The sequence below is a fragment of the Streptomyces sp. NPDC001373 genome (assembly GCF_042895815.1).
Lineage (GTDB): Bacteria > Actinomycetota > Actinomycetes > Streptomycetales > Streptomycetaceae > Streptomyces.
The window spans coordinates 210,223-237,128 of record NZ_JBIAWQ010000008.1 but is presented as its reverse complement, the minus strand read 5'-3'; the positions used below and the strand labels follow the sequence as shown (position 1 = coordinate 237,128).

The window sequence follows — 26,906 nt, the reverse complement described above, 5'->3', positions numbered from 1 at the left end:
AAGATCCCAGCGGCCCGACGCCGGCTCCTCCCCTATGCGGGGGTATCGCCTCCCCCGCCCGGGGGAGCGCGCCCGCCTCCCCCGGGCGCCCCCGGAAAAACCCGGTGCGGGCCGCCTCCCGCGCCCGTCACGATGGGGCATGGCCTGGACCTTCAGCACCGATCTGGCGGCCTGTCCGGCCGCCGCGCGCCGGACCGTCGCAGCGCACCCCGTCGTCAACACCACCCTGCTGAGCGTCATCGACGCCCTGGAGCGGTGCGGCCCCCGGGCCTACGGCGACGCCGAACCCCTCTTCGGCTGGTGGACCGGGCCCGACGGCACGGCCGGCGGGGTCGTGCTGCACACCCCGCCCCGCCCGCTGCTGCTCGGCGTCCTGCCCGCCGAGGCGGTCCGGGCCCTGGGCGGCGCCCTCTCGTCGGAGCCGCTGCTCGCCCGCGTGCGCAGCCTGACCGTCCGCCGCACCGACGCGGAGACGCTGGCCCAGGCCTGGGCAACCCCGACCCGCGTCGGCGAGGAGCTCCGCCTGTACCGGCTGGGCACCCTGACGGCCCCCGACCCGGCCCCCGCAGGACGGGCCCGGCACGCCACCGAGGCGGACCTGCCGCTGCTGACGCGGTGGTGCGCGGAGTTCAACCGGGAGTGCGGCATCCCCGGCGTCCCCTCCGAGGCCTCCCTGCGCGACCGGATCTCGTACGGCGGGTTCCTCGTCTGGGAGCGGGACGGCCGGCCGGTCTCCTTGGCCGGCTTCTTCCGGCCGATCGGCTCCGCCTCGCGCATCGGACCCGTCTACACCCCGCCCGCCGAGCGCCGCCGCGGTTACGCCGCCGGGGTGACGCACGCGGTGAGCGGGGCGGCGTACGGGGCCGGGGCGAGCGAGGTGCTGCTCTTCACCGACCTGGCCAACCCCACCAGCAACGGCGTCTACCGGCGCCTCGGCTTCACGCCCGTCGAGGACCGCGTCGAGCTGGTCCGCGCCTGAACCCCGGGAGCCCGGCCTCCCGGAGGCCGCCTCACCCCTTCCCGGTGGGCGGCTTGCGGCTGCCCGCCCGGTACGGGGCGGGCCAGGGGGCGCCCGGGCCCGCGTACCCCTGGTCGGCGGCCGCGTGCAGGGTCCAGTGCGGGTCGTACAGGTGCGGCCGGCCCAGGGCGCACAGGTCGGCGCGGCCGGCCAGCAGCAGGGAGTTGACGTCGTCCCAGGAGGAGATCGCCCCGACGGCGATGACGGGCACGCCCAGGGCGTTGCGGATCCGGTCGGCGTAGGGGGTCTGGTACGAGCGCCCGTACTCCGGGGCCTCGTCCGCGACCACCTGTCCGGTGGACACGTCGACGGCGTCGGCGCCGTGCGCGGCGAAGGCGGCGGCGATCCGCAACGCCTCCTCCGGCGTGGTGCCCCCGGGGGCCCAGTCGGTCGCCGACAGCCGGACCGTCATCGGCCGGTCCCCGGGCCAGACCTCGCGGACCGCGTCGAAGACCTCCAGGGGGAAGCGCAGCCGGTTCTCCAGGGGGCCGCCGTAGGCGTCGTCGCGGTGGTTGGTGAGCGGGGAGAGGAAGCCGGACAGCAGGTAGCCGTGCGCACAGTGCAGTTCCAGCAGGTCGAACCCGCAGTCGGCAGCCCGTGCGGCAGCCGCCGCGAAGTCGGAGCGGACGGCCGCGAGGTCGGCCGCCTCCAGGGCGCGTGGCACGGCGGAGACGCCGGGCCTGTAGGGCAGGGCGGAGGCGGCGACCAGGGGCCAGTTGCCCTCGGGGAGCGGATCGTCCATGCCCTCCCACATGAGCCGGGTCGAGCCCTTGCGGCCGGAGTGGCCGAGTTGGACGCCGAGGGCGGTGCCGGGCGCCGAGGTGTGGACGAAGTCGGCGATCCGCTTCCAGGCGGCCGCCTGCTCGGCGGTCCACAGGCCGGCGCAGCCGGGGGTGATCCGGCCCTCGGCGCTGACGCAGACCATTTCCGTCATGACCAGCCCGGCCCCGCCGAGGGCCCGCCCGCCCAGGTGCACCAGGTGGAAGTCGCCCGGCATCCCCTCCTCGGCGGAGTACATGTCCATCGGCGAGACGACGACCCGGTTGCGCAGGGTCAGCCCGCGCAGGGTGAACGGGGTGAACATGGGCGGGGTCGACGCCCCGTCGGGCCCCTGCGGCGGACAGCCGAAGTCGGCCTCCACCGCACGGGTGAACCGGGCGTCGCGCAGCCGCAGGTTGTCGTGGGTGACCCGGCGGCTGCGGGTGAGCAGGTTGAAGGCGAACTGCCGGGCGGGCTGGCCGACGTAGCCGCCGATCTCCTCGAACCAGCGCATGCTGGCGGCGGCCGCCCGCTGGGTGCTGGCCACGGCGGGCCTGCGCTCGGCCTCGTACGCGGCCAGGGCGTCGGGGACCTCGGGATGCCCGGCCAGCGCCTCGGCGAGCGCGAGGGCGTCCTCGACGGCGAGTTTGGTGCCGGAGCCGATGGAGAAGTGGGCCGTGTGGGCGGCGTCGCCGAGGAGGACCACGTTCCCGTGCGACCAGCGCTCGTTGACGACGGTGCGGAACCGGGTCCAGGCGGAGCGGTTGCCGCGCAGCGGCCTGCCCCGCAGCGCCTCGGCGAAGATCTTGGCGCAACGGGTGGCGGACTCCGCCTCGTCGCACAGGTCGAAGCCGGCCGCCCGCCACACCTCCTCGCGCATCTCGACGATGGCGGTGGAGGAGTCGGCGGAGTACGGGTAGGCGTGCAGCTGCATGATGCCGTGCTCGGTCTCCGCGATCTCGAAGCGGAAGGCGTCGAAGGCGAAGTCGGCGGCGAGCCAGACGTAGCGGCAGCGGCCGGGGGTGACGGTGGGCCGGAAGTGGGCGGCGCCGCTCTCGCGGGTGGTGCTGTGCACCCCGTCGGCCGCGACGACCAGGTCGTGGGAGCGGGCCAGGGACCGGGCGTCGGGCGCCTGGGCGCGGAAGCGGAGCCGGACTCCGAGGGCCTCGCAGCGTGCGTGCAGGATCTCCAGGAGCCGGCGCCGGCCGAGGGCGGCGAAGCCGTGGCCGCCGGAGGTCAGCAGCCGGCCGCGGTGGACGATGTCCACGTCGTCCCAGCGGACGAACTCGGCGGCGAGGGCGGCGTGGACGACCGTGTCGGCCCGTTCGATGCCGCCGAGGGTCTCGTCGGAGAGGACGACGCCGAAGCCGAAGGTGTCGTCGGGGGCGCCGCGCTCCCACAGGTCGACGGCGTGCCCCTGCCGGGCCAGCAGTGCGGCGGCGTAGAGCCCGCCCGGTCCCCCGCCGACGACGGCCACCCGCCGGGCGGGCGCGGACCCGGTGACGGAGACGGACACGGGGTTACCTGCCCTTCCACTGCGGCGGCCGCTTCCCGGTGAAGGCGGCGTGGAACTCGGCGTAGTCCTGGCCGTGCATCAGCAGGGCCTGCGTGCTGGCGTCCAGCTCCACGGAGGCGGCCAGCGGCATGTCGAGCTCGGCGGTGAGCAGGGCCTTGGTCTGGGCGTGGGCGAGGGCGGGCCCGGCGGCGAGGCGGGCGGCGAGTTCGGCGGCCCGGGCGTCGGCCTTGCCCTCGTCGACGAGCTCGCTGAGCAGCCCGATGCGCTCCGCCTCGGGGGCCCCTACGGGCTCTCCGAGCATCAGGATCCGGGTGGCGTGGCCGAGGCCGACGACCCGGGGCAGCAGGTAGGCGGCGCCCATGTCGCCGCCGGAGAGCCCGACGCGGGTGAAGAGGAAGGCGAAGCGGGCGGTGGGGTCGGCGATGCGGAAGTCGGCCGCGAGGGCGAGTACGGCGCCGGCGCCGGCGGCCACCCCGTGGACGGCGGCGATCACCGGGAAGGGGCATTCGCGGACGGCGCGGACGACCTGGCCGGTCATCCGGTTGAAGTCGAGGAGTTCGGAGGTGTCCATGGCGAGGGTGGCGCCGATGATCTCGTCCACGTCCCCGCCGGAGCAGAAGCCGCGGCCCTCGCCGGCCAGCACGAGGGCGCGCACGGAACGGGTCCGGGAGAGTTCGGCGAGCAGATCGCGCAGGTCGGCGTAGGCGCCGAAGGTGAGCGCGTTCAGCTTCTCGGGGCGGTCGAGGGTGACGGTGGCGATGCCGTCCTGGCGGGTGACCCGCAGGTGGCGCCACTGTCCGGTCGCTGGTGTGGAACCGGTGAAGGGGCTCACGCGCACGACGCTATCACCTACTTGTGACTGCCGTCACGGAAACGCGACATCCGAGGGAGGAGGCATCCCGGGGAGGGCATCCGGGGAGGGGTATCGGGAAGGTGCGGCCTCCGGCGAAGCCGAGGGTCCCGCCCCTCGCGGCCATGGGTCCGCCCCTTGCCGTCGGAGTGCCCTACGGGGCGCACCTGGCCGCTCCGTAAGGTTGAAAGCGGGAGTTCCCCTTCCCCGCGCGACACCGCCGAGCTGCCGACCGCCGAGCCGGTCGCCAACGCGGTGGAGCACACCACCGCGGGGGCGCCGATCGAGCTGGTCGTGGAGACAAGGGCGGGCGGCTGCCAGGTGGAGGTCCACGACGGCGATCCGCGGCCACCCGGCGAGCTCACCGCCCGCCCGTACGAGGAGCACCCCGACCCCTGGCAGGAGCACGGCCGCGGCCTGGTGCCGCTCCGGGCCCTGAGCACTGCCTGCGGCCACCGCCCCACCGAGCGCGGCAAGGCCGTCCGGTTCACCCTGCCGGCCGCCGCGGCCGCCGCCGGGCCCCGCGGGGCCCGGCACGAGCGGCCCGTATGACTATGCGGCAGGCTTCGCCAGCGTCGCGACGAGCACGGCCTTGATGGTGTGCAGCCGGTTCTCCGCCTCGTCGAAGACGACGGAGTGCGCCGACTCGAACACCTCGTCCGAGACCTCCAGCCATTCCAGCCCGTGCCGCTCGTGGACCTCCCGGGCCACCCCGGTGCCGAGGTCGTGGTAGGCGGGCAGGCAGTGCAGGAACCGCACGTCCGGGTTCCCCGTCGCGCGCAGGACGTCCATGGTGACGGCGTACGGGGCCAGGGCCGCGATCCGCTCGTCCCAGACCTCCTTGGGCTCGCCCATCGAGACCCACACGTCGGTGGCCACGAAGTCGGCCTGCGCCACGCCCTCGGCGACCTCCTCGGTCAGGGTGATCCGCGCCCCGCTGGAGGCGGCCAGCTCACGGGCCCGGGCCACGACCGCCTCGGCCGGCCAGTACTCCTTCGGCGCGACGATACGTACGTCCATGCCCAGCAGGGCGCCGGTCACCAGGTAGGAGTTGCCCATGTTGAAGCGGGCGTCGCCCAGGTAGGCGAAGGCGGTCCGCTCCAGCGGCTTGGCGCAGTGCTCGGTCATGGTGAGCACGTCGGCCAGCATCTGGGTGGGGTGCCAGTCGTCGGTGAGGCCGTTGAACACGGGCACGCCGGAGTACACGGCGAGCTCCTCGACCGCCTGCTGGCTGTCGCCCCGGTACTCGATGCCGTCGAACATCCGGCCGAGCACGCGCGCGGTGTCGCGGACGGTCTCCTTGTGCCCCATCTGGGAGCCGGAGGGGTCGAGGTAGGTGGTGTGGGCGCCCTGGTCGGCGGCGGCGACCTCGAACGCGCAGCGGGTGCGCGTGGAGGTCTTCTCGAAGATCAGGGCGATGTTCTTCCCCTGGAGCCGGCGCTCCTCGGCGCCCGCCTTCTTGGCCGCCTTGAGTTCGGCGGCGAGCTCGACCAGACCGCGGAACTCGGCGGCGGTGAAGTCGAGCTCCTTGAGGAAACTGCGGCCGAAGAGGTCGGTGGCCATCGGGACTCCAGGGGAACGCTGACAGGGGATTATGGAAGTCTATACGATCCTCTGCATTCATATTCAGTCGGGTGGATCACATGCACGGTGTCCGCACCCGTGATCACCAGCCCGTACCCCCTCAGCCTGCCCTCACCCGGCGTCCCGTTCCACCGGGCAGCTCATGCAGCGCGGCCCGCCGCGGCCCCGCCCCAGCTCGCTGCCGGGGATCTCGATCACCTCGATTCCCTCCTTGCGCAGGTGGGTGTTGGTGGTGACGTTCCGCTCGTACGCGACGACCACCCCCGGCTCCACCGCCAGCACGTTGCACCCGTCGTCCCACTGCTCGCGCTCGGCCGAGTGCACGTCCTGCCCCGCGGTCAGCACCCGCACCCGGTCCAGACCCAGCGCGGACGCGATCGCCCGGTGCATGTGCTCCGGCGGGTGGTCGCTCACCTGGAGCTCGCTCGCCCCCTGCCCCGGCCGGATCGTGTAGGAGCGCAGCATGCCGAGCCCCGCGTACTGGGTGAACGTTTCCGCGTCGACCATCGTCATTACCGTGTCCAGGTGCATGAAAGCCCGCCGCTTGGGCATGTCGAGCGCCACGATCACCGATGCCGACCCGGCCGCGAACAGACCCCGGGCGAGCATCTCCACCGCCTGCGGGGTGGTCCGCTCGCTCATCCCGATCAGGACGGCGCCGTTGCCGATGACCAGGACGTCCCCGCCCTCGATGGTCGACGGGTAGTCCGACTGCCCCTGCGACCAGTAGTGGAAGGGTCCCGAGCCGGTGAAGAGGGGGTGGTGCCGGTAGATCGCCTCGAAGTGCACGGTCTCGCGCTGCCGGGCCGGCCAGCGCATGGCGTTGATGGACACCCCGTCGTAGATCCAGGCGGAGGTGTCGCGGGTGAAGAGGTGGTTGGGCAGCGGCCCCAGCAGGAAGCCGTCCATGTCCAGCACGTGGAAGCGCACCGACACCGGCTCGCTGTGCCGCTCCAGGAACTCACGCTTCGTCATGCCGCCGACCAGCGCGTCCGCGAGCTCGGCCGAGGGCAGCCCGTCGAAGACCGAGCGCAGGTGGGCGGTCGCGAGCGGCCCGTACTCCTTCTCGTCGAAGACCCGCTCCAGTACGAGGTGGCGCGCCTCGGTGATGTCGAGGGCCTCGCGGAGCAGGTCGCCGAAGAGGTGGACGGCGACGCCCCGGTCGCGCAGCACGTCGGCGAAGCCGTCGTGCTCCTGGCGGGCGCGGCGCACCCACAGCACGTCGTCGAAGAGCAGCGCGTCCTTGTTGCTCGGCGTGAGCCGCTTCAGCTCCAGGTCGGGGCGGTGGAGGATGACGCGGCGGAGCCGCCCGGTCTCGGAGTCGACATGGAATCCCATGCCGTACACGTACCCAGACCGAACGGCTTTCCGACCAGGCGCCGGTCGCGCGGATCAGCGCAGGCCGAGAAGCGCCGACGGGGAGCCGACGAGGTCCGGGGCGACCACGCCCAGCTTGGGGGTGGTCAGGTTCGGGATCCCGTAGTTGCTGCCGTCGGGCATGGTCAGCGGGGCACCCAGGACCGCGCCGGGGGTGCGGGTGAGCATGGTGGTCGGCGGGGACTCCACGGTGCCCTCGCCGTCCGTCTCCTTGGAGCCCAGCAGGTTGGGCACCGGGGAGGCGACCTTGGTGAGCCCGAGGTCGGTGGCGACCGGGACGGCCGGGAGCAGTGGGGTCGGCAGCAGGTCGCCCTTGTGGTGGACGGGCGCCTCGGGGGCGCCGACGACCGGCATCGGGACGGCGGTGGCCACCTGCGGGGCGGGCACGCCCAGCGTGGTCTCCACGGCCTCCAGCGGGACCCCCACCGGAACCGAGTCCGCCAGGGCCGGGGAGGTCGCGGCGGCCGCGGCCATACAGGTCATGAGCGCCGCAATGCTTCCGCGCGCGGTCATCTTCATAGGTGACGTTCCGTCCTTCCAGGGTCGCGGACACTCCGCTGCCCTGAATGAACGATCCCGCCGGCGGCTTTCCCGGCCTTCTCCGCGAAAGTTCCCCCATACGACCTAATTCGAGGCCGTACGGGGGCCGCCGCTTTACGCGGTCTTCGGTTTCACAGCCGGGGGTCGACCGGCTCCGACTCCAGGGCGAGGACGGCGAACACCGCCTCGTGGACCCGCCACAGCGGCTCCGCCGCCGCCAGCCGGTCGAGCGCCTCCAGGCCGAGCGCGTACTCGCGCAGGGCGAGAGAGCGCTTGTGCCCGAGGAACCTCTCGCGCAGCCGCTCCAGCCGGTCGGGGCGGGTGTACTCCGGGCCGTAGACGATCCGCAGGTACTCCCGCCCGCGCACCTTCAGTCCCGGCTGCACCAGCCTTCCCTTCCCGTCCCGGGCGTAGGCCTGGAGCGGTTTGACGACCATGCCCTCACCGCCGGCCCCGGTCAGCTCCAGCCACCAGCCGGTGCCCGCGCGGACGGAGTCCTCGTCGGCCGTGTCCACGTACACCCGGCTGGTGCGGCGCAGCAGCGGGTCGGCGGAGCGCTCGTCGGCGTCGGCGAGGCGGTCCAGCCAGGCGAGCTGCTCGTCGTGCGGTACGGCCGCCAGGGACCGCCCGGCCGCGGCGAGCAGCTGGAACGGCGCGAACCGTACGCCCTCCAGCCCGTCGGTGGTCCAGCAGTAGCGCCGGTAGGCCTCGGTGAAGGCCTCGGCGTCGGCGGCCCGTCCGCGCTGGCGCTCCAGCAGTCCGCCCGTGTCCACGCCCCGGGCCCCGGCCGCGGCCAGGGCGGCGACGGCCTCCGGCAGGACGGTACTGGAGGCCGCGCCGACGGCCGCGTACTGGTTGCGCAGCAGGCCGGCGGACTTCAGGGACCAGGGCAGGAGTTCCCCGTCCAGCAGCAGCCAGTCCGTGCCGAGCTCCTCCCACAGTCCGGCGCCGCCCACGGCCGCGCGCAGCCGGGCGAGGAACTCCTCGGTGAGCTCCGGCTCCTGGAAGAAGGGACGCCCGGTGCGGGTGTAGAGCGAGCCGGTGGGGCCGCCCTCGACACCGAAGCGCGTCCGGGCGGTGGCGGCGTCCCGGCACAGCAGCACGGTGGCGCGGGAGCCCATGTGCTTCTCCTCGCACACGACCCTCGCGATGCCGTCGGCCCGGTACTGGGCGAAGGCCTCGGCGGGGTGCTCCAGCCATCCGTCCTCCCGGGAGGTGGCCGTCGGCGCCATGGTCGGCGGCAGGTACGGCACCAGGCGGGGGTCGACCGCGAAGCGGCTCATGACCTCCAGGGCGGCGGCCGCGTTCTCCTCTCGGACGCCCACGTTGCCCAGGTGGCGGGTCTCCACGACACGGCGGCCCTGCACGTCGGCCAGGTCGAGCGGGCGGCCGTCGAGCCCTCCGGGCGCCTCGGCGGCCAGCGGCTTGACGGGCTCGTACCAGACCTTCTCCGCGGGTACGTCGACCAGTTCGCGCTCGGGCCAGCGCAGGGCGGTCATCCGGCCGCCGAAGACGGCGCCGGTGTCGAGGCAGATGGTGTTGTTGATCCAGGTGGTGTCAGGGACGGGGGTGTGTCCGTAGACCACGGCCGCCCTGCCCCGGTAGTCCTCGGCCCACGGGTAGCGCACGGGCAGGCCGAGCGTAGCCGTGACGGGCGGCGACCCGGTCGGCCCAGGCGCGGAACTCCTCGCGGGTCCACTCGAAGCGGTGGTCGCGGTGGCGGACCCGTCCGGCGGGCAGCAACTCCCAGCGGACGTTGTACTCGACGTTCGGGGTGGTCACGAGGACCGTGCGGGGGCGGGCCGAGCCGAAGACGGCGTACTCCAGCGCGGGCAGCCTCGGCAGGTCCAGATGCTCGATGACCTCGCTGAGCACGGCCGCGTCGTAGCCGGCCAGCCGCTTGTCGGTGTACGCCAGGGAGCCCTGGAGCAGCCGGACCCGCGAGCTCTGCCGCTCGCCCATCCGCTCGGGCCGCAGCCGGCGGGAGGCGGTGGTCAGGGCGCGCACGGAGACGTCCACGCCGACGATCTCGGTGAACGCGGGGTCCCGCAGGAGCGCCTGGACGAGCTGCCCCTCGCCGCAGCCCAGGTCGAGGACCCGGGCCGCTCCGGCCTCGCGCAGCGCGGCGAGGACCGCGTCGCGGCGGCGTACCGCGAGGGGCACGGACCGCTCCCGCGGCTCGCCGTCCGGCCCGGCTGCCGCCTCGCCCACGGCGTTGTCGAGTTCCTCGGCCTCGCTGCCGTCGGCCTCGGCGAGGCGCGCCAGTTCCAGGCGTTCCATGGCGCTCTGGGTGAGCCGCTTGTGGCGGGCCAGGTAGCGGGCGGTGATGAGCGCGTGCTCGGGGTGCGCCGCCAGCCAGCCGTCCCCGGCGCGCAGCAGCTTGTCCACCTCGTCGGGGGCGACCCAGTAGTGCTTGGAGTCGTCGAGCACGGGCAGCAGCACGTACAGCTGGCGCAGGGCGTCCTCCAGCCGGAGCTCACCCTCCAGCACCAGCCGCAGGTAGCGGCTGTCGCCCCAGGCGGGGAAGCGCTCGTCCAGGGCGATCGGGGTGGTCTCCACCGAGTCCCAGCCCAGCGGCCCGAACAGGCGTCGCACCAGGTCGGCGCCGCCCCGGGCGGGCAGCACCGGTATCTCGATCCGCAGCGGGCGCGCCTGGCCGGGGAGCTCGGGCCGGGCCGCGCACCGGCCCTTGAGGGCGGTGCGGAAGACCCCGCTCAGGGCGACCGCGAGCAGCGAGGAGGCCGCGTACGGCCGGTCGTTGACGTACTGCGCGAGCGCGGCGTCGGGCGCCCCGCCCCGGCCCTTGCCCCGGCCGTGCCGTACGAGCGCGACGGGGTCCACTTCGAGGAGCAGCGCGGCGGTGCAGCGCTGGTCGGTCGCCTCGGGGTAGAAGACATGGGCGGTGCCGTGGGAGGTCGCGAAGGCCTGCGTCCTCCCGGGATGCTTGTGCAGCAGGAATCCCAGGTCAGTGGCAGGTTTCTCCGTGGTGCCGGTCATGCTGATCGTCAGGAACATGCACTTCAGTATGTGCCGGGGCTCCCCCGCGGCCCACTGGTTTTCATACCGGCGGCGGACGGTGGAGAGCGGCACGCAGGCCGGCGATTTGGGGCGGGCCGATGCGGCAGCAGCCGCCGACGAGCCGGGCCCCGGCCTCCTGCCAGGCGGTGGTGGGCCAGGGGGCGGGGTGCGCGGGGACGTGCCAGGTGCGGGTCCCGGCGTCCCAGACGGAGCCGTCGTTGGGGTAGGCCAGCAGCGGCTTGGCCGTGACGGAGGCGGCGACCTCCAGGGCGGGCAGCACGTCCGCGGGATCGCAGCAGTTGACGCCGACCGCGATCACCTCGGGTGCGTCGGCGGCCTGGGCGAAGGCCTCCGCCAGGGGCTGGCCGGCCCGGGTGCGGCCCTCGGCGACGGTGTAGCTCAGCCAGGCCCGCGCGCCCGTGCCGGCCAGCACCCGCAGCAGGGCCCCGGCCTCCTCGGAGTCCGGAACGGTCTCCAGTGCCAGTACGTCCGGCCCCGCCGCGAGCAGTGCCTCGATCCGGGGGCGGTGGAAGGCGGCCAGCGCGTCCCGGGTGAGCCCGTACCGGCCCCGGTATTCGGAGCCGTCGGCGAGGACCGCCCCGTAGGGGCCCACCGAGGCGGCCACCCACACGCCGTGCCCGGCGGCGCGCGCCGCGCGGTCGGCCACCCGGACGGCGCGCTCCAGCAGAACGGGGTCGTCGCCGACCTGGTAGCTCGCGGTGATCAGCACCTCGGCGCCGGCCCGGGCGTAGGCCGTGTGGGCGGCCTCCACCTGGTCAGGGTGCTCGGCGAGGACCCGGCCGGTCCAGAGGTCTCCGGACAGGTCGCAGCCCTGGTCGGCGAGCTGGTTGCTCAGCCCGCCGTCCAGGAGCACGGGCCCGCGGGCCAGGGCTTCGGCGAGTGGGCCGGTCGCGCGGGGCATCGGCGGGTCCTCCGTCCGGTGGGGGGATCGGGGTCGGCTCGGGCGGATCAGCCGAGCTGGGACATGACCTGTCCGGCGATCAGCTCCAGGTGGTCCAGGTCACCGAGGTCGAGGACCTGGAGATAGGCGCGGGAGGAGCCGATGGCCGCGTAGGTGCCGAGCTTCTCGACGACCTCGGCCGGGGAGCCTGCCAGGCCGTTGGCCTTGAGCTCGTCGACCTCGCGGCCGATGGCGGCGGCCCGCCGGGCGACCTCGGCGTCGTCCTTGCCCACGCACACCACCAGGGCGTTCGAGTAGACGATCTCCTCCGCCTTGCGCCCGGTCTCGGCGGCGGCCTCCCGGACCCGGGCGAACTGCCGGCGGCTGTCCTCGACCGAGGCGAACGGCATGTTGAACTCGTCGGCGTACCGGGCGGCGAGGCGGGGGGTGCGGCGCGCCCCGTGCCCGCCGACGAGGACGGGGACCTTGGCCTGGGCCGGCTTGGGCAGGGCCGGGGAGTTCTCCAGCCGGTAGTGGGTGCCGTGGAAGTCGAAGGTCGCGCCGGGCTCGGTGGCCCACAGGCCGGTGACGATGGCCAGCTGCTCCTCCAGCCGGGCCATCCGCTCCGCCGGGAAGGGGATCCCGTACGCCTTGTGCTCCTCCTCGAACCAGCCCGCACCCAGGCCGAGTTCGACCCGGCCGCCGGACATCTGGTCGACCTGCGCCACCTGGATCGCGAGGACGCCGGGCAGCCGGAAGGTGCCGGCCGTCATCAGCGTGCCCAGCCGGATCCGCTTGGTCTCGCGGGCCAGGCCGGCGAGGGTGATCCAGGCGTCGGTGGGGCCGGGCAGGCCGTCGACCGACCCCATCCGCACGTAGTGGTCGGAGCGGAAGAAGGCGTCGAAGCCGAGTTCCTCGGTGGCCTTGGCGACCGTCAGGAGGGTGTCGTAGTCGGCGCCCTGCTGGGGCTCGGTGAAAATGCGGAGATCCATGACTCCATCCTGCCCTTCCCACTCCTTTGCCGGGTGAATCTGCGTCAACCGGGCGGCGCGCGCCCCGGCGCGTCAGTGACCAGCGCGGACGGAGATCGTTGGCCCGGGCGGAGCCGGGCCACCCGGCCCGCGCGCCGGCGGTCTCCCCGCCGGTACGACCGCCGTCCCCTTCCAGACCGGAGGGGCCAGGGCCGAGGAGGCCGCCATGTCCCACGAGTCCGCGCCCGGGCACCCGGACAGACCGGACAGGCAGCACACGACCGCGTACACGGGGAGCCGGCGGTGCCCGCCCAGGGCGGCACGCCGAAGAGCCTGCTCCAGCAGATGGAGGAGCTGATGGCGGCGCTCAACGCCGACCTGTCCCGGCTCGACGCCGACCTCCAGCACTCGTCGGACCGCAACGCCCCCGCCGCGCTGGTCGGCCCGGGCAGGTCCGCGTACGAGGGCGGGCCCGGCTCCGACCGGTCCTTCTGACCCCGCGGGGGTCCGCCGCCCGCGGCGGGACCCCGAGCCCGACGCCCCGGACCCGCGGCCCGGCCGCCCGGCGCGCGCCGGGCCTCAGAGCACGCCCGAGGCCGAACCCCGCTCCCGGACCGCCATCCTGCGCAGCAGGGCCCGGACCCGGTCGCTCGACTCGTCCGCCGCGTCGATCGACTCTATGCACTGCCAGTACAGGCTCTCGTCGTCCGTCGCGCAGGCCACTCCGACGAGCGCTATCCCGACCTCGCCGAGCAGCGCCTGAAGTCCGAGCAGCGCCTGCCGCACGTCCGCCACCGCCGTCAGCTGCGCTGCGCGCGGCGGCTGTTCGGGTGCGACGCCCTCACCGTCGGCCAGGGCCGTCCGGTCGACGGCCCCGCAGCCTCTGCCCCCCGCTTCTCCCAGTCCCCGCGCCTCCGCTCTCAGCTCCGGAGGCCCGGTGACCGCCAGCCAGCTCCCCAGCCCCTGGGCGAGTGCCTGGGCCTGCCAGGCCTCGCCCACGATGTCCCACGCAGCCGCGCTCCGTGCCAGCGCGTGCCGGCCGGCAGCGATGAGCCGTACCGCATCCATATGCCGTCCCCCGTCCGCACGACATCCTGTCCATCTCCACTACCCAGAGTGAAGGCACCGGGCCGGTAAAGCCAGGGGTATTCGGAAATCTGCGGACACAATCAAGATTGTGGACGACACCATCACTCCGAAGAGTGACATTCTGGTGTCGATGTCCCGGTCGCCGGAAAACGCCGCTCGTTCCTCTCGATCTTCGCGGCGAGCGCATCCAGCACATCCACCCCGAGAACCTCACAGAACTGCAGCAGATACGCCAGCACGTCGGCCACCTCATCGGCCACCCGGTGCGCGTTCTCCGGCTTCTCCATGATCGCCGCCGACTGTTCCGGTGTCAGCCACTGGAAGATCTCGACCAGTTCGGCGGCTTCCACGCTCAGCGCGACGGCCAGGTTCTTGGGCGTGTGGTACGGGGCCCAGTCCCGGGCGGCCGCGAACTCGGCCAGCCGTCGCTGGAGTCGGTACAGCCGCTCGTCGCGCGGCGGCCGGGGCCCGTCGTCCGTGGGTGCAGCACTCATGGGGACAGGTCTACCACCGAGACGCCGGGGATCCCGCGGGCGGTTCCCGCCGCGTCCTCGCCGACCGCCCCCACCAGCCGGACATGGCCGCGCGCCCCGGAGAGCAGGGCCAGGCGCAGCAGTTCGCCGCACTGGCGCCGGTCCAGGCCGCGGTCGAGGCCGTCGGCGAGCACGGTCAGCGCCTGCCGGGCCGAGAGGAGCTCGGCCGCCGGGTCCACGGCCAGCACCCCGGGCCCGGTGAGCAGGACGAGGGCCAGCGCCAGGAAGCGGAGTTCACCGTCGCCGAGCCGGGCGAGCTCCGTGGCCGGGCGCCCGGCGCCACGCTCCAGCACGGCCGCCACCAGCCCGCCGGCGCCCCCGCCGCGGGCTCCGGCCGCGCTCGGCCCGTCGTCGCGCACCCCGAGCGCGGCCACCGGGCCCGCGCACCCGGTCTGCGCCGCCCGGGTCAACAGGGCGTGCCGGGTGCCGCATTCGTGGCGCGTCCGGCGCAGGACGTCGGCCAGGTTCCCGCAGTCGCTCCGCAGCCGCCCCTCCCCGGGCGGCACGGGTGCCCGCATCCGGCCGGGCCGGGGGTCGCAGGGGAACACCGACCGCAGCGCCACCACCACCTGCTCGGCGGCGGCCAGCACCCGCCGCTGCCCGGCCGTGGCCCCGGCGACGCGCAGGGGCAGCAGGGCGGTGCCGAGCCGGTCGTCGGGCAGCGGAGCGCGGGTCATCCCGGCGGAGCCGCCGGTCAGCCAGGCGGCCTGGACGGAGCGGCGGCGCGGGTCGCGCAGGGCGGTGGCGAGGAGCACGTCGCCGTGCTGGGAGAGCCGCTCGCCGGCGATCCGCAGGGACGGCTCCACCTGTACGGCGAGGTCGAGGCGGACGGGACCGGCCGGACCGTCGACGGTGCAGCCGATCCGGAAGCCGCGCCGGCCGTCGGCGTCGGGCAGTACCGCCTCCGGCACCCGGGCCGCCGCATCCGGGAAGACCTCTTCGAGCACGGCCCCGGAGGCGAGCCGGGACAGGGCCCTGTAGGCGTCCAGCGCCTGGGACTTGCCGCTGCCGCTGGGTCCGGCGAACAGGGTCAGCGGCCCCAGCGGGAACACCGCCGCCCGGTGCGGCCCGAAGGCGGACAGCTGCAACTCGGTGACGGCGGGCCGTTGGTGCTCCCGGGGCAGCGCCCCGGGAGCCGTGTCCTCGCCGGCCGCGGCGGGTAACGCGACGGGGGCTCCTGGCCCGGCCGCGTGCAGTGTGGCGTCCATGGGCGGACGGTACGGTCCGCGGGCCCCTGCCGGGCCCGGCGAACCGTTCCACCGCCGCGACCTTCCTACGATCGGGGGACGGCCGCGGCCGCGATGCCCTCGACCTCGGTGCCGACGGGCGCCAGCAGGAAGACGTTCCGGTCGACCCGGTGCATCCCGCTGCCCAGCCCGAAGACGACCCCGCTGCTGAAGTCGAGGATCCGCTTCGCCACTTCGCTGTCCGCGCCGGTGAGGTCCAGGAGCACCGGGATCTGCGCGATCAGGTACTCCGCCACCTCCCGCGCGTCGGCGAAGATCTGGACCCGGATCACCACGAAGCGCCGCTGTTCCGCCGCGGACGACCCGGGGGCCTTGGGGATCGTGCGGTGGTCCACCCGGGAGGGCCATTCGTTGCGACTGCGCAGCGGCACCACCTGCGCGAGTCCCTCCCACTGCTCGTCGGTGACGTCGTACCTGCTCACCGGGCCGCCTCGGCCGTGCGCTTCATGTGCATCCCCCCATCCTCTCGCGTTTCACCCGTTCGGCCCAACACCGACACGAAGCACGTAGGGTCGCCGCCATGACCAATGGCGAGGAGGTCCGCACGTTACGCGACATCGCGGGCGACGGCCCCGTCCGGCGCACCGCACCCGGGACCGCCGGGGCGCCGCCCCCGCGCCCCCGGCAGCGCGAGGACGCGATCCGCAACCACGCCCAGATCCTCGCGGCCGCCGAGCAGTTGTTCACGGAGCGGGACCCCCGCAGCGTGACGATGGACCAGATAGCAAAGGCCGCCGGCGTGGGGCGGGCCACCCTCTACCGGCGCTTCCCCGATCCGCCGGCCGTCGCCGCGGCCCTCCTCGACGAGCACGAGCGCATCCTCCAGGGCCGTCTGGCCTTCGGCCCGCCCCCGCTGGGCCCCGGCGCTCCCCCGGCGCAGCGCCTGGCGGCCTTCTACGCCGCCGTCCTGAACCACCTGGAGCGGCACCTCCCGCTGACCCTGGGCATCCGGCCGGGCCCGGCCCGGTTCTCCGCGGGCGCCTACCGGCACTGGCGCGCGCACGTCCGGTCCCTGCTGGTGGAGGCCGACGCCCCCGATCCCGATGTCAGCGTGGACGCGCTGCTGAGCCCCCTCGCCCCGGAGGTCTACCAGTTCCAGCGGCACACCCTCGGATTCCCGCCCGAACGGATCGCCGAAACCCTCGGGCGGCTGGCCCGCGGGGTACTCCCCGAACCACGAATAAGTTAGGTTAGGCATACCTAACTTTCTGGGTGACCTTCTGGACGAGGGAGAGATCCGCATACGCCTGCCCGGTGCCCCCGCCGCCACGCCCGCCGCCGCCCGGCCCACCGACGCCGAGCGAATCCACTCGGTCCTGGCCGCCGCCCACTCCATGACGGTGGTCGTCGACGGGGTGCGCCACGAGGTCCGCCACCTCGACGACGACGATCCCCTCGGCCGCCTCCATCTGCACCAGGCGGCACCCGCCGCCGGACACCCCGCCCGCCTCCCCGGCGACGGACGCCCGTCCGTCCGCCTGGAGTTCACCGACGTCGCCCCGCCCCCCGTACGCGACCGGGTCCGCGCCCGCGTCACCGCGCCGGGCCGCCTGCTGACCCCGTACACCGGCGAGGACGCCGGCCCCGACGCCACCGCCTGCGTGGAATACGGCCACGCGGTCCTCCAGACCGCGGAGGGGACCTCGCACCTCGGTCCGGAGAAGCTGGACGGCGCCCGGCCCGACCCGCTCGCCCCCTACGAGGCGGGCATGCTCACCACCTCCTCGACGAACACCCCGAACTGGTCACCCTGCTGCTGCGGCTGGTCGGGCCGCGCCCCACCGCCGTCGTCCGCGCGCTGCCGCTCGCCCTGGACCGGTACGGGATCACCCTGCGCCTGGAGGAGCGCAGCGGGCACCGGGACGTCCGGCCGGCCTTCCCCTCCCCGCTGGACGACGTCGAGCAGTCGGGCGTGCAGATCCAGGCCCTGCTCAGCGCGGCCCGGCGGCGCTCGCACCCCGACACCCTGCCCGCATGAGGCCACGCGGAGGCCCGCACGAGGACCGCTCGAGTCCGGGAACCGGACGGAACACCACCGGCCGCCCGGTTCGTTGCCCCGTACATGAAGGCCATCACCTACCGCAGCTACGGAACTCCCGCCTCCCTGGAACTCGTTGAGGTACCCGAGCCCAAGGTCGGTCCCGGCGAGGTGCTGATCCGCGTCAGAGCCGCCGGGGTCAACCCGGTCGACTGGAAGCTCGCCGCCGGCTTCCTCGGGCACGTCCTGGAGATCCGGCACCCGGTGATCCCCGGCTGGGACGTGGCCGGCGTGGTCGAGGCCGTCGGCCCCGACACCGACGACTACGCCGTGGGCGACGAGGTCTACGGATACGTCCGCAAGGAATGGGTCCAGCTGGGCACGTACGCGGAGCTGGTCTCGGCCCCCGTGCGCACCCTCGCCCGCAAGCCCGCGACGCTCACCTTCGAGGAGGCCGCGGGCCTCCCCCTGGCCGGGCTCACCTCCTACCAGGCCGTCACCCGCGCCGGGGTCACCGCCGGCCAGACCGTCGTCATCCACTCCGCCGCCGGCGGGGTCGGCTCGCTCGGCGTACAGGTCGCGGTCGCCCTCGGCGCCCGGGTCATCGGCACGGCCAGCGCCCGCAACCACGACTACCTGCGCTCACTGGGCGCCGAACCCGTGCTGTACGGGGACGGTGTGGCCGAGCGGATCGCCGCGCTGGCCCCCGGGGGCGTCGACGCCGGGCTCGACTTCTACGGCGAGGGCGGCGTCGAGCTGCTCCGGTCCGTGGTCCGCCCGGGCGGCCCGGTGATCTCCGTCGCCGACAACGACGCGGGCGACAAGGGCGCCCAGCACATCTGGGCGCGTTCCTCCACCGCCGACCTCACCGCCCTCGCGGAGCTCGCCGACACCGGCAGGCTCGCCGTCAAGGTGGGCCACGTCCTCCCGCTCGCCGAGGCCGGCCGGGCCTGGGAACTGAGCGCGACCGGGCAGGCCCGCGGCAAGATCGTCCTCACGGTCTGAACGCGTCTGACGCCCCGGGCGCCGCGCGGGCCGGTCCCCTCCCCGCCCTTCCTCCGTTCCCTGGAACTCCGCCCCAGACCCTCCTCGGGACCGCAGGCCGACCGCCTGCGGACCGCGCCGTGGGGGCCGGCCCCAGACCTCCGCGCCTCAGACCGGCGAGGCTGATCTTGCCCAGCCACGCCGGATGGCAGGGCGGCGACCACAGTCACGGCCCCACCCCGTGACCGCCCGGCCAGGGCGCGGGCTCATCTGAGAGGGGGAGATCACATCCGTTGGTTCTGGTAACCGCCGAGTAGCCACCCCTAGCATTCGGGCCATGACGGTCCTGCCTGACGACGGGCTCTCCCTGGCCGCCGAGTTTCCTGACGCGACACATGAGCAGTGGCAACGCCTCGTCGAAGGCGTACTGCGCAAGTCGGGCAAGGAAGTCTCCGGCGAGGCAGCGGAAGCAGCACTGTCCACCACGCTCGAGGACGGGCTCACCACCCGCCCGCTGTACACGGCGCCCTCGGGCGCGGACGCGAGGGCCGACAGCACCGGGTTCCCCGGCTTCGCGCCCTTCGTCCGCGGCGGCACCCCGGACGGCACCAGCACCTCCGGCTGGGACGTGCGCCAGCGGATCGCGGGCAGTGACCCCGTACGCGTCAACGAGGCGGCGCTGGCCGACCTGGAGAACGGCACCACCTCGCTCTGGCTGACCGTCGGCCGCGCCGGCGTCCCCGTCGCCGGCCTCGGCCGGGCCCTGAACGGCGTCTACCTCGACCTGGCCCCCGTCGCCCTCGACGCCGGCGCCGAAGCCGCCGAAGCCGCCCGCGCGTTGCTCGCCCTGTACACGGAGCGCGGGGTGGCCCCGGAGGCCGCCCGCGCCGCGCTCGGCATCGACCCGCTGGGCCACGAGGCCCGTACCGGCGAAGCCCAGGACACCACCCCCGCGGTCGAGCTGGCCCGCGAGGCGGCCGCCTCCTGGCCGGGCGTGCGCGCCCTGGCCGTGGACGCCCTGCCGTACCACGAGGCCGGCGGCTCGGCCGCCGAGGAGCTCGGCCTGTCCCTGGCCACCGGCGTCGCGTACCTGCGCACCCTCACCGAGGGCGGACTCGGCACCGAAGCCGCCTTCGGGCAGCTGGAGTTCCGCTACGCGGCGACCGCCGACCAGTTCCTCACGATCGCCAAGCTGCGCGCCGCCCGCCGCCTGTGGGCCCGGGTCGCCGAGGCCTGCGGGGTCCCGGAGGCCGGCGCCCAGCGGCAGCACGCCGTCACCTCCCCGGTGATGATGACCCGCCGTGACCCGTGGGTGAACATGCTGCGGACCACCGTCGCCTCCATGGCGGCCGGCGTGGGCGGCGCGGACTCCGTCACCGTGCTCCCGTTCGACGGCGAACTGGGCCTGCCGGACGCCTTCGCCCGGCGCATCGCCCGCAACACCTCCACCATCCTTCTGGAGGAGTCGCACCTGGCCCGGGTGATCGACCCGGCCGGCGGCTCCTACTACGTGGAGCAGCTCACGGACGAACTGGCACACGCCGCCTGGGAGTTCTTCCAGACCGTCGAGCGGGCCGGCGGCCTGCCCGCCGCGCTCCGCTCCGGCCTGGTCGCGGAGCGCCTCGCAGGCACCTGGGCCGCGCGTTCGAAGAAGCTGGCCACCCGCCGCGAACCGATCACCGGCGTCAGCGAGTTCCCGCTGCTGTCGGAGAAGCCGGTCGTGCGCGAGGCCGCGCCCCCGGCCCCCGGCGGGGGCCTGCCCCGGGTGCGCCGGGACGAGGCGTACGAGGCGCTGCGCGCCCGCAGCGACGCGCACCTGGAGTCGACCGGCGCCCGCCCGAGGGTGTTCCTCGCCGCGCTGGGCCCGGCCGCCGCGCACACCGCGCGGGCCACCTTCGCCTCCAACCTGTTCCAGGCGGGCGGCATCGAGCCCGTCCACGACCCGGTGTCGGTGGACGCGGCGACCGCCGCCGAGGCGTACGCGGCGAGCGGCGCGGACGGTGTGGCGGTGCTGTGCTCCAGCGACGCGCTGTACGAGGAGCAGGCCGAGGCGGTGGCTGCGGCGCTGCGCGCGGCCGGCGCGTCGACGGTGTTCCTCGCGGGCAGGCCCGGCACCTCGGCCGGAGCCGTGGACGAGTACGTCTTCGCCGGCTGCGACGCGGTCGCCGTGCTGTCCTCCGTACTCGACCGGATGGGAGTCGCGCAGTGAGCGGCATGAGCAGCATCCCCGACTTCTCCGGGCTCGCCCTCGGCGGGACGGCTCCGGCCGCCACCGAGGACCAGTGGCGCGCGGCGGTGAAGGAGTCCACCGGGAACGCCACGGGCGACCTGGTGTGGGAGACCCCCGAGGGCATCGGCGTCCAGCCGCTGTACACCGGGCGGGACCTGGAGGGCCTGGACTTCCTGGGCACGTACCCGGGCGTGGCCCCCTACCTGCGCGGCCCGTACCCGACGATGTACGTGAACCAGCCCTGGACGATCCGGCAGTACGCCGGCTTCTCCACGGCCGAGGAGTCCAACGCCTTCTACCGGCGCAACCTCGCGGCCGGCCAGAAGGGCCTGTCGGTGGCCTTCGACCTGCCGACGCACCGCGGCTACGACAGCGACCACCCGCGCGTGACGGGCGACGTCGGCATGGCGGGCGTGGCCATCGACTCGATCTACGACATGCGGCAGCTGTTCGACGGCATCCCGCTGGACAAGATGTCGGTGTCGATGACGATGAACGGCGCGGTGCTGCCGGTCCTCGCCCTGTACATCGTGGCGGCGGAGGAGCAGGGCGTCTCCCCCGACAAGCTCGCCGGGACCATCCAGAACGACATCCTCAAGGAGTTCATGGTCCGCAACACGTACATCTATCCGCCGAAGCCCTCGATGCGGATCATCTCGGACATCTTCTCCTTCACCTCGCAGAAGATGCCGCGGTACAACTCCATCTCCATCTCCGGGTACCACATCCAGGAGGCGGGGGCCACGGCCGACCTGGAACTGGCCTACACCCTCGCCGACGGCGTGGAGTACCTGCGGGCCGGACAGGGCGCCGGGCTGGACGTGGACGCGTTCGCGCCGCGCCTGTCGTTCTTCTGGGCGATCGGCATGAACTTCTTCATGGAGGTCGCCAAGCTGCGCGCGGCGCGCCTGCTGTGGGCGAAGCTGGTGAAGCAGTTCGACCCGAAGAACACCAAGTCGCTGTCGCTGCGCACGCATTCGCAGACCTCGGGCTGGTCCCTCACCGCGCAGGACGTGTTCAACAACGTGACGCGGACCTGCATCGAGGCGATGGCCGCGACGCAGGGCCACACCCAGTCGCTGCACACCAACGCCCTCGACGAGGCCCTGGCCCTGCCGACGGACTTCTCGGCGCGCATCGCCCGCAACACCCAGCTGCTGCTCCAGCAGGAGTCGGGGACCTGCCGGTCGATCGACCCGTGGGGCGGCAGCGCGTACGTGGAGAAGCTGACCTACGACCTGGCGCGCCGGGCCTGGCAGCACATCCAGGAGGTCGAGGCGGCCGGCGGCATGGCGCAGGCCATCGACGCGGGCATCCCGAAGCTGCGCGTGGAGGAGGCCGCGGCCCGTACCCAGGCGCGGATCGACTCGGGCCGGCAGCCGGTGATCGGCGTCAACAAGTACCGCGTGGAGAACGACGAGCAGATCGACGTCCTCGTGGTCGACAACTCCTCGGTGCGCGCGCAGCAGATCGCGAAGCTGCGGCGGCTGCGCGAGGAGCGCGACGAGGCGCGCACCCAGGACGCGCTGCGGGCGCTGACGAACGCCGCCGAGCGCGGGGCCGGCCAGGGCCTGGAGGGCAACCTGCTCGCCCTGGCGGTGGACGCGGCACGGGCCAAGGCCACGGTCGGCGAGATCTCGGACGCCCTGGAGAAGGTGTACGGGCGGCACGCGAGCCAGATCCGTACGATCTCGGGTGTGTACCGCACCGAAGCAGGCGAGTCCCCGTCCCTGGAGCGCACCCGTGCGCTCGTCGACCGGTTCGAGGAGGCGGAGGGCCGCCGTCCGCGCATCCTGGTCGCGAAGATGGGCCAGGACGGCCACGACCGCGGCCAGAAGGTGATCGCGACCGCCTTCGCCGACCTGGGCTTCGACGTGGACGTGGGCCCGCTGTTCCAGACCCCGGCGGAGGTGGCCCGCCAGGCCGTCGAGGCGGACGTCCACGTGGTGGGCGTCTCGTCGCTGGCGGCCGGCCACCTGACCCTCGTACCGGCGCTGCGCGAGCAGCTGGCGGAAGAGGGCCGTGAGGACATCATGATCGTGGTGGGCGGTGTCATCCCGCCGGCCGACGTTCCCACGCTGCTGGAGATGGGCGCCGCGGCGGTGTTCCCGCCCGGCACGGTCATCCCGGACGCGGCCCACGACCTGGTGACGCGGCTCGCCGCGGACCTGGGCCACGAGCTGTAGGCGGACGCGGGATGCCCCCGAAGATCGACATCGACGTGTACGTGAAGGGCGTGCTCGACGGGAGGCGCGCGCACATCGCGCGCGCCATCACCCTCGTCGAGTCCACCCGGGCCGACCACCGGACCCTGGCCCAGCGGCTGCTGACGGAGCTCCTGCCCCACGCGGGTAAGGCGCGCCGGATCGGCATCAGCGGGGTGCCGGGGGTGGGCAAGTCCACCTTCATCGACGCGTTCGGGACGATGCTGACGGGCCTCGGGCACCGGGTGGCCGTCCTCGCGGTCGACCCCTCCTCCACGCGGACGGGCGGCTCCATCCTGGGCGACAAGACACGGATGGAGCGCCTGTCGGTGGACCCGGCGGCCTTCGTACGCCCCTCGCCCTCGGCGGGAACCCTGGGCGGGGTCGCGAAGGCCACCCGGGAGTCGATGATCGTGATGGAGGCGGCCGGCTACGACGTGGTCCTCGTCGAGACGGTCGGCGTGGGCCAGTCCGAGACCACGGTCGCCGGCATGGTGGACTCCTTCCTCCTCCTCTCCCTGGCCCGCACGGGCGACCAGCTCCAGGGCATCAAGAAGGGCGTCCTGGAGCTGGCGGACGTCCTCGCGGTGAACAAGGCGGACGGCCCGCACGAACGCGACGCGAAGGCCGCCGCCCGGGAGCTGTCGGGCGCGCTGCGCCTGATGCACCCGGCGGACGCGGCCTGGACCCCGCCGGTACTGACGTGCAGCGCGCGGGAGTCGACGGGGCTGGAGGAGGTCTGGAACCGCCTGGAGCAGCACCGGGTCCTGCTGGACGCGGGCGGCCGGCTGGCGGCGAAGCGGGCGGCGCAGCAGGTGGAGTGGACCTGGTCGATGGTCCGCGACGAACTCCTGGAACGGCTGAAGGCGGACCCGGCGGTACGGGAGCTGGCCCCGGCCCTGGAGGCGGGCGTCAGGGCGGGCGCCGTCACGGCGACGTCGGCGGCGGACCGCATCCTGGCGGCGTTCGCCGGAAACTGAGTACGGCCCGGGCCCGCCGCCGTTTCGTGCGGTGGCGGGCCCTCGGTGCGAGGGGGCCTACGGGAGGCACTCCAGATGCACGGAGGTCGGCAGCCGGTGGGTACCGCGGATGCGGTCGCGGCTCGTCTCGACAGTGAGCCTCGCCAGGCCGGCCAGTCCGGCGAGCGGGGTGATGTCGACGTGGTCCCCCTCGGCGACGTCGCCGAGGAGGGCGCATCGTTCCAGGCCGGGGAAGAGCTCCGGAATCCGTCGAACGGCCTCCTGGGGCCTCTTCTCGCCGTCCTCCCAGTTGAGGATCAGGGTGCGGAGTTCCGGGAGCATCGGGCCGGCCGGAAGGCGGTCCAGGGCAGAGAGCTGGAGGTCGAGGCTGACGAGACGGGGCAGCTCCGGGAGCGTACTCACGTCGAGATCCGGCCGGCCGCTGATAACGCTGAGGTGCCGGAGCGGCAGGCCACTGAGCGGGGAGATGTCCTTCAGGTGCGGGCAGTGGCTGAGGTCGAGCTCGGCCAGGGCGGTCTGCCCCTCGAGAAAGCCCAGGTCGGGAACGGTCGCGGCCAGGAGCTTGATCCTGGTGGGGCTTCGGTGACGGAGAAAGCCCGTCAGGGCCTCTGCGGACACACCGCTCCTGATGTCCAGCTGCTCCACCCTGATGCCGAGCCGGTCCAGCTGGCGGAGGTGCTCGTCCGACCTGAGCGTGTAGAAGAGGTGTGCCGGGTCCAGGTGGGCGATGACCTGGTCGGCGTAGTCGGCGCTGCCGAACCGGGACCAGCTCCACACGAGCTGCGAGCGGACCGCGATCGACGCGGACTTGGCGAACTGCGAGAGGAAGGGGATGGCCGCGTCCGAGGCGACGTGCGAGGCCGCGATCACGACGTGGTGCGCTTCGGCGTGGCTGAGCCCCTCCGCGCCGGGAAGCAGCCCCAGGACGAGCGGACCGACCTCCGCCAGGGCCCGGGCCTCCTGTTCGCTCCTCGGCGGAATGAGCGTGGCCGTGCGCTCCTCCACCGCCGCGCGGACGTCCGGGTCGAGGGTGGTGGCATGTTCCAGACAGGCGGCGGCGAGCAGGTAGATCCGGGCCTGCACGCGACCGTCCCTGGAGCCGTCGCCCAGGGCGAGCAGGTCGCGGAAGACCGCCGTGCGCTCGGCGGGGCGGGCCAGGGCGACCGCCATGCGGATGACGTCCTCCCACTGGTCGTCGCCGGCGTGGGCGGTGAGCAGCCCGAAGTCCCCGTCCTCCACGGCGGCGCGGGCACCGAGGAAGTCCTGGAAGGTGCGGTGGACGAAGTCCACCGTGCCGGGGGCCGGTTCGCGGAGCAGGCCGCTGCGCTGGAGGAAGTGCTCGAAGACCACGGGCGCCCCGCCCAGGGCGGCCGCCTCGGGGACGGCGGGGAGGGCCCGGCCGATGATGTCCTCGGCCCGTGAACGGTCCATCTCCGTACGGCCGTTCTTGATCAGCCAGTACGCGAGCCGCTGGAGCAGGTCGAGCTGCGGCTCCTCCCGGAGGTCCGGCAGGCGCATGTCGCGCTCGCGGTCGCGGCGGCTGAGCAGCATGGAGAGGGCGGCCTCGTAGAGGTCCTTGCGGCCGTGCGGGAGGTAGCCGCGCCGGTCGCGGTGGAGGGCGCAGATCAGGCCGCACATCAGGGGATTGGTGGCGAGCCGGCCGAGATCGGGTTTGAGACGCACGGATGCGAGCAGCTGGGCCTCGTACGCCTCCAGCTCCTCGTCCTCGTCCGTGCCCTGGCGGGCGGCGGCGTGCCAGCGCCTGATGAAGGTGGCGGTCTCGGCGGGACCCATCGCGGACAGGGTCAGCTCGGTGAAGCCGTCTTCGGAGAGCCAGTCCATGCCGACGGCGGAGGGGCGGGAGGTGACCAGCCAGCGGTTGTCGCCGTCGTAGAGGTCCATCAGGTCCCGCAGCCAGGTACGTGTCCGCGCGCGCTCGGCGTCGGGCACCTCGTCGATGCCGTCCACGAGGACCAGGCCCCGGCCCGCCGCGAGAACCCGGTGCGCCCAGCCGTCGGGCTGGCTCCCGCCGAGCGGGCAGCCTGCGGCGGTGAGGAAGTCCCGGGGCGCGGGGAGCCGTTCGCCGTGGCGGGTCAGGGTGCGCAGGGGCAGGACGAAGGGGACGCGGTCCTCCAAGTACGCCATCCGTGGCGGGAGGTCCTGCCGGGCGGCGGAGACGGCCAGCCACTGGACGAGGGTGGTCTTGCCGGATCCGGCTTCACCACGCAGCAGGACACGACGGCTGCCGGCGAGGGCCTGGTCGGCGGGCTGCGACGCGGGAGCGTGGGCGAGGGCTTCGAGGACCTGTTCGGCCCTGTCGACGTCGACGGCCCCTTCCATCTGGAACACACCCGAGGGGTGGTCGTACGGGGCCGCCGCGTCGAGCCACCTGGCCGGGACCGGCGTCACTGCGGGCAGTCCGGTCGCCTCCAGGCTCAGGTACGCCGCGTCCAGCGGCCACCGCGTCGGGGAGCTGCCGAGGTCGATGCCGTAGATCGTCAGCTTCGCGTGCCTGCGGGCGACATACGGCAGGTACTCCGCCTCGAACGCCGCGTCCTGGGCGCCCGGCAGCGGGTCCCGACGGATCAGTTCGTCCACCTTGGCCGTCAGTTCCGCGATCCCCCGGGTCTGCGCCACCAGGCTGTGCGCCACGAAGGTCGAGCGTTGCGTGAAGAAGTGCAGGATGTGCAGACAGGCGGCTTCGAGCAGACGTTCGTAGAAGTACGTTCCGTCCGCGGTCAGTTCGCGCTCGGGGCGGTCGGCCGCCCGCCGCAGTTCGCGGGCGAAGGCCGAGGTACCGAGCCGGACCGCCTCCACGTCGCTGAGAGTGAGGTCGCCCAGCGCGTGGAGGGTGGCGGCGAGGGCGTCGGCCACCGCCTGCTGTTCGTCGGCGGCAACGGCGCGCTCGCCCGTGCGCAGGGCCTGGCGGACCAGCTTCCCGGCCAGGGCGCGCAGGTCGGACTCGGTCAGGGAGCGCTTCTCGCCGCGGAACGAGACGTAGCCGGAGATCCTGATCGGCTTGTCGACCAGGCCCGCGCCGGGGCCTTCCGTGACGAAGAGCTTCCTGACGAGCGGGCCGATGGCCGCCGAGGCCAGGCGGCTGCCGATGATCCCGGGCTCCATCTGC

22 protein-coding genes and 1 pseudogene are annotated in these 26,906 nt (G+C 74.0%); 9 read left to right on the top strand and 14 right to left on the bottom strand.

Annotated elements, in window-relative coordinates; all coding sequences use genetic code 11:
* The first annotated feature begins 139 nt into the window (after positions 1-139).
* Entirely contained in the window at positions 140-979 is an 840-nt protein-coding gene (locus ACFY15_RS20300) for a GNAT family N-acetyltransferase (RefSeq protein ID WP_390825882.1), read from the top strand.
* Between the two features lie 31 nt (positions 980-1,010).
* Here the strand turns inward: ACFY15_RS20300 and ACFY15_RS20295 are convergent, their stop codons facing one another.
* Together ACFY15_RS20295 and ACFY15_RS20290 are read right to left on the bottom strand one after the other, a co-directional pair.
* Entirely contained in the window at positions 1,011-3,293 is a 2,283-nt protein-coding gene (locus ACFY15_RS20295; protein ID WP_390825881.1) for a bifunctional salicylyl-CoA 5-hydroxylase/oxidoreductase, read from the bottom strand.
* Between the two features lie 4 nt (positions 3,294-3,297).
* On the bottom strand, positions 3,298-4,125 hold the full coding sequence (locus tag ACFY15_RS20290; protein ID WP_390688851.1) for an enoyl-CoA hydratase family protein: 828 nt from the start codon (positions 4,123-4,125) through the stop codon (positions 3,298-3,300).
* A gap of 156 nt (positions 4,126-4,281) precedes the next feature.
* Here ACFY15_RS20290 and ACFY15_RS20285 point away from each other — a divergent pair, with 156 nt between their 5' ends.
* Entirely contained in the window at positions 4,282-4,695 is a 414-nt protein-coding gene (locus tag ACFY15_RS20285) for an ATP-binding protein (RefSeq protein ID WP_390825880.1), read from the top strand.
* On the opposite strand, the gene argF is transcribed toward ACFY15_RS20285, so the two are convergent.
* From argF to ACFY15_RS20250, 7 genes are all read right to left on the bottom strand, one after another.
* The gene (gene argF / locus ACFY15_RS20280; protein WP_390688853.1) at positions 4,696-5,706 is read right to left on the bottom strand and encodes an ornithine carbamoyltransferase; all 1,011 of its coding nucleotides are present in this window, start codon (positions 5,704-5,706) and stop codon (positions 4,696-4,698) included. It lies immediately after the preceding gene.
* 132 nt (positions 5,707-5,838) lie between these two features.
* Positions 5,839-7,065, bottom strand: a complete 1,227-nt coding sequence (locus ACFY15_RS20275; RefSeq protein ID WP_390825879.1) for an arginine deiminase — start codon at positions 7,063-7,065, stop codon at positions 5,839-5,841.
* A 54-nt stretch (positions 7,066-7,119) separates the two neighbouring features.
* A complete protein-coding gene (locus ACFY15_RS20270) occupies positions 7,120-7,587 on the bottom strand; it encodes a hypothetical protein (protein WP_390688855.1) in 468 nt (155 codons plus the stop codon).
* A 188-nt stretch (positions 7,588-7,775) separates the two neighbouring features.
* Complete coding sequence (locus ACFY15_RS20265) at positions 7,776-9,272, bottom strand: polynucleotide kinase-phosphatase (protein ID WP_390825878.1); 1,497 nt, start codon at positions 9,270-9,272, stop codon at positions 7,776-7,778.
* A complete protein-coding gene (locus ACFY15_RS20260; protein WP_390825877.1) occupies positions 9,202-10,659 on the bottom strand; it encodes a 3' terminal RNA ribose 2'-O-methyltransferase Hen1 in 1,458 nt (485 codons plus the stop codon). The genes ACFY15_RS20265 and ACFY15_RS20260 overlap by 71 nt, the downstream gene beginning before the upstream one ends.
* A 43-nt stretch (positions 10,660-10,702) precedes the next feature.
* Positions 10,703-11,584 (bottom strand): homocysteine S-methyltransferase, encoded by an 882-nt coding sequence (gene mmuM / locus ACFY15_RS20255; protein WP_390688858.1) that lies wholly within the window; start codon positions 11,582-11,584, stop codon positions 10,703-10,705.
* Between the two features lie 47 nt (positions 11,585-11,631).
* On the bottom strand, positions 11,632-12,555 hold the full coding sequence (locus ACFY15_RS20250) for an LLM class F420-dependent oxidoreductase (protein ID WP_390688859.1): 924 nt from the start codon (positions 12,553-12,555) through the stop codon (positions 11,632-11,634).
* Between the two features lie 282 nt (positions 12,556-12,837).
* On the opposite strand from ACFY15_RS20250, the gene ACFY15_RS20245 reads away from it, so the two are divergent.
* Entirely contained in the window at positions 12,838-13,029 is a 192-nt protein-coding gene (locus ACFY15_RS20245; protein WP_390825876.1) for a hypothetical protein, read from the top strand.
* 84 nt (positions 13,030-13,113) lie between these two features.
* Here the strand turns inward: ACFY15_RS20245 and ACFY15_RS20240 are convergent, their stop codons facing one another.
* From ACFY15_RS20240 to ACFY15_RS20225, 4 genes are all read right to left on the bottom strand, one after another.
* On the bottom strand, positions 13,114-13,602 hold the full coding sequence (locus ACFY15_RS20240) for a DUF6099 family protein (RefSeq protein WP_390688861.1): 489 nt from the start codon (positions 13,600-13,602) through the stop codon (positions 13,114-13,116).
* A gap of 122 nt (positions 13,603-13,724) precedes the next feature.
* On the bottom strand, positions 13,725-14,117 hold the full coding sequence (locus ACFY15_RS20235) for a nucleotide pyrophosphohydrolase (protein ID WP_390688862.1): 393 nt from the start codon (positions 14,115-14,117) through the stop codon (positions 13,725-13,727).
* Positions 14,114-15,364 carry an ATP-binding protein gene (locus tag ACFY15_RS20230; RefSeq protein WP_390688863.1) on the bottom strand — a complete coding sequence of 417 codons (1,251 nt, stop codon included), beginning with the start codon at positions 15,362-15,364 and terminating at the stop codon, positions 14,114-14,116. The genes ACFY15_RS20235 and ACFY15_RS20230 overlap by 4 nt, the downstream gene beginning before the upstream one ends.
* A 65-nt stretch (positions 15,365-15,429) precedes the next feature.
* Positions 15,430-15,825 (bottom strand): cell division protein SepF, encoded by a 396-nt coding sequence (locus tag ACFY15_RS20225; RefSeq protein ID WP_042812951.1) that lies wholly within the window; start codon positions 15,823-15,825, stop codon positions 15,430-15,432.
* Positions 15,826-15,923: 98 nt separating this feature from the next.
* Between ACFY15_RS20225 and ACFY15_RS20220 the strand changes: the two genes are divergently transcribed.
* From ACFY15_RS20220 to meaB, 6 genes and pseudogenes are all read left to right on the top strand, one after another.
* Positions 15,924-16,592, top strand: coding sequence for a TetR/AcrR family transcriptional regulator (locus tag ACFY15_RS20220; RefSeq protein ID WP_390688864.1), 669 nt, complete (start codon positions 15,924-15,926; stop codon positions 16,590-16,592).
* Between the two features lie 52 nt (positions 16,593-16,644).
* Positions 16,645-17,381, top strand: a pseudogene (locus ACFY15_RS20215) (DUF2470 domain-containing protein).
* An 84-nt stretch (positions 17,382-17,465) separates the two neighbouring features.
* Entirely contained in the window at positions 17,466-18,386 is a 921-nt protein-coding gene (locus tag ACFY15_RS20210; protein WP_390688865.1) for an NADP-dependent oxidoreductase, read from the top strand.
* A gap of 316 nt (positions 18,387-18,702) precedes the next feature.
* A complete protein-coding gene (locus ACFY15_RS20205) occupies positions 18,703-20,574 on the top strand; it encodes a methylmalonyl-CoA mutase family protein (RefSeq protein ID WP_390825875.1) in 1,872 nt (623 codons plus the stop codon).
* 5 nt (positions 20,575-20,579) lie between these two features.
* A complete protein-coding gene (gene scpA, locus ACFY15_RS20200; RefSeq protein ID WP_390688867.1) occupies positions 20,580-22,781 on the top strand; it encodes a methylmalonyl-CoA mutase in 2,202 nt (733 codons plus the stop codon).
* A gap of 11 nt (positions 22,782-22,792) precedes the next feature.
* Entirely contained in the window at positions 22,793-23,779 is a 987-nt protein-coding gene (gene meaB / locus ACFY15_RS20195; protein ID WP_390825874.1) for a methylmalonyl Co-A mutase-associated GTPase MeaB, read from the top strand.
* 57 nt (positions 23,780-23,836) lie between these two features.
* On the opposite strand, the gene ACFY15_RS20190 is transcribed toward meaB, so the two are convergent.
* Positions 23,837-26,902 carry an NACHT domain-containing protein gene (locus ACFY15_RS20190; protein ID WP_390825873.1) on the bottom strand — a complete coding sequence of 1,022 codons (3,066 nt, stop codon included), beginning with the start codon at positions 26,900-26,902 and terminating at the stop codon, positions 23,837-23,839.
* Positions 26,903-26,906 lie beyond the last annotated feature (4 nt).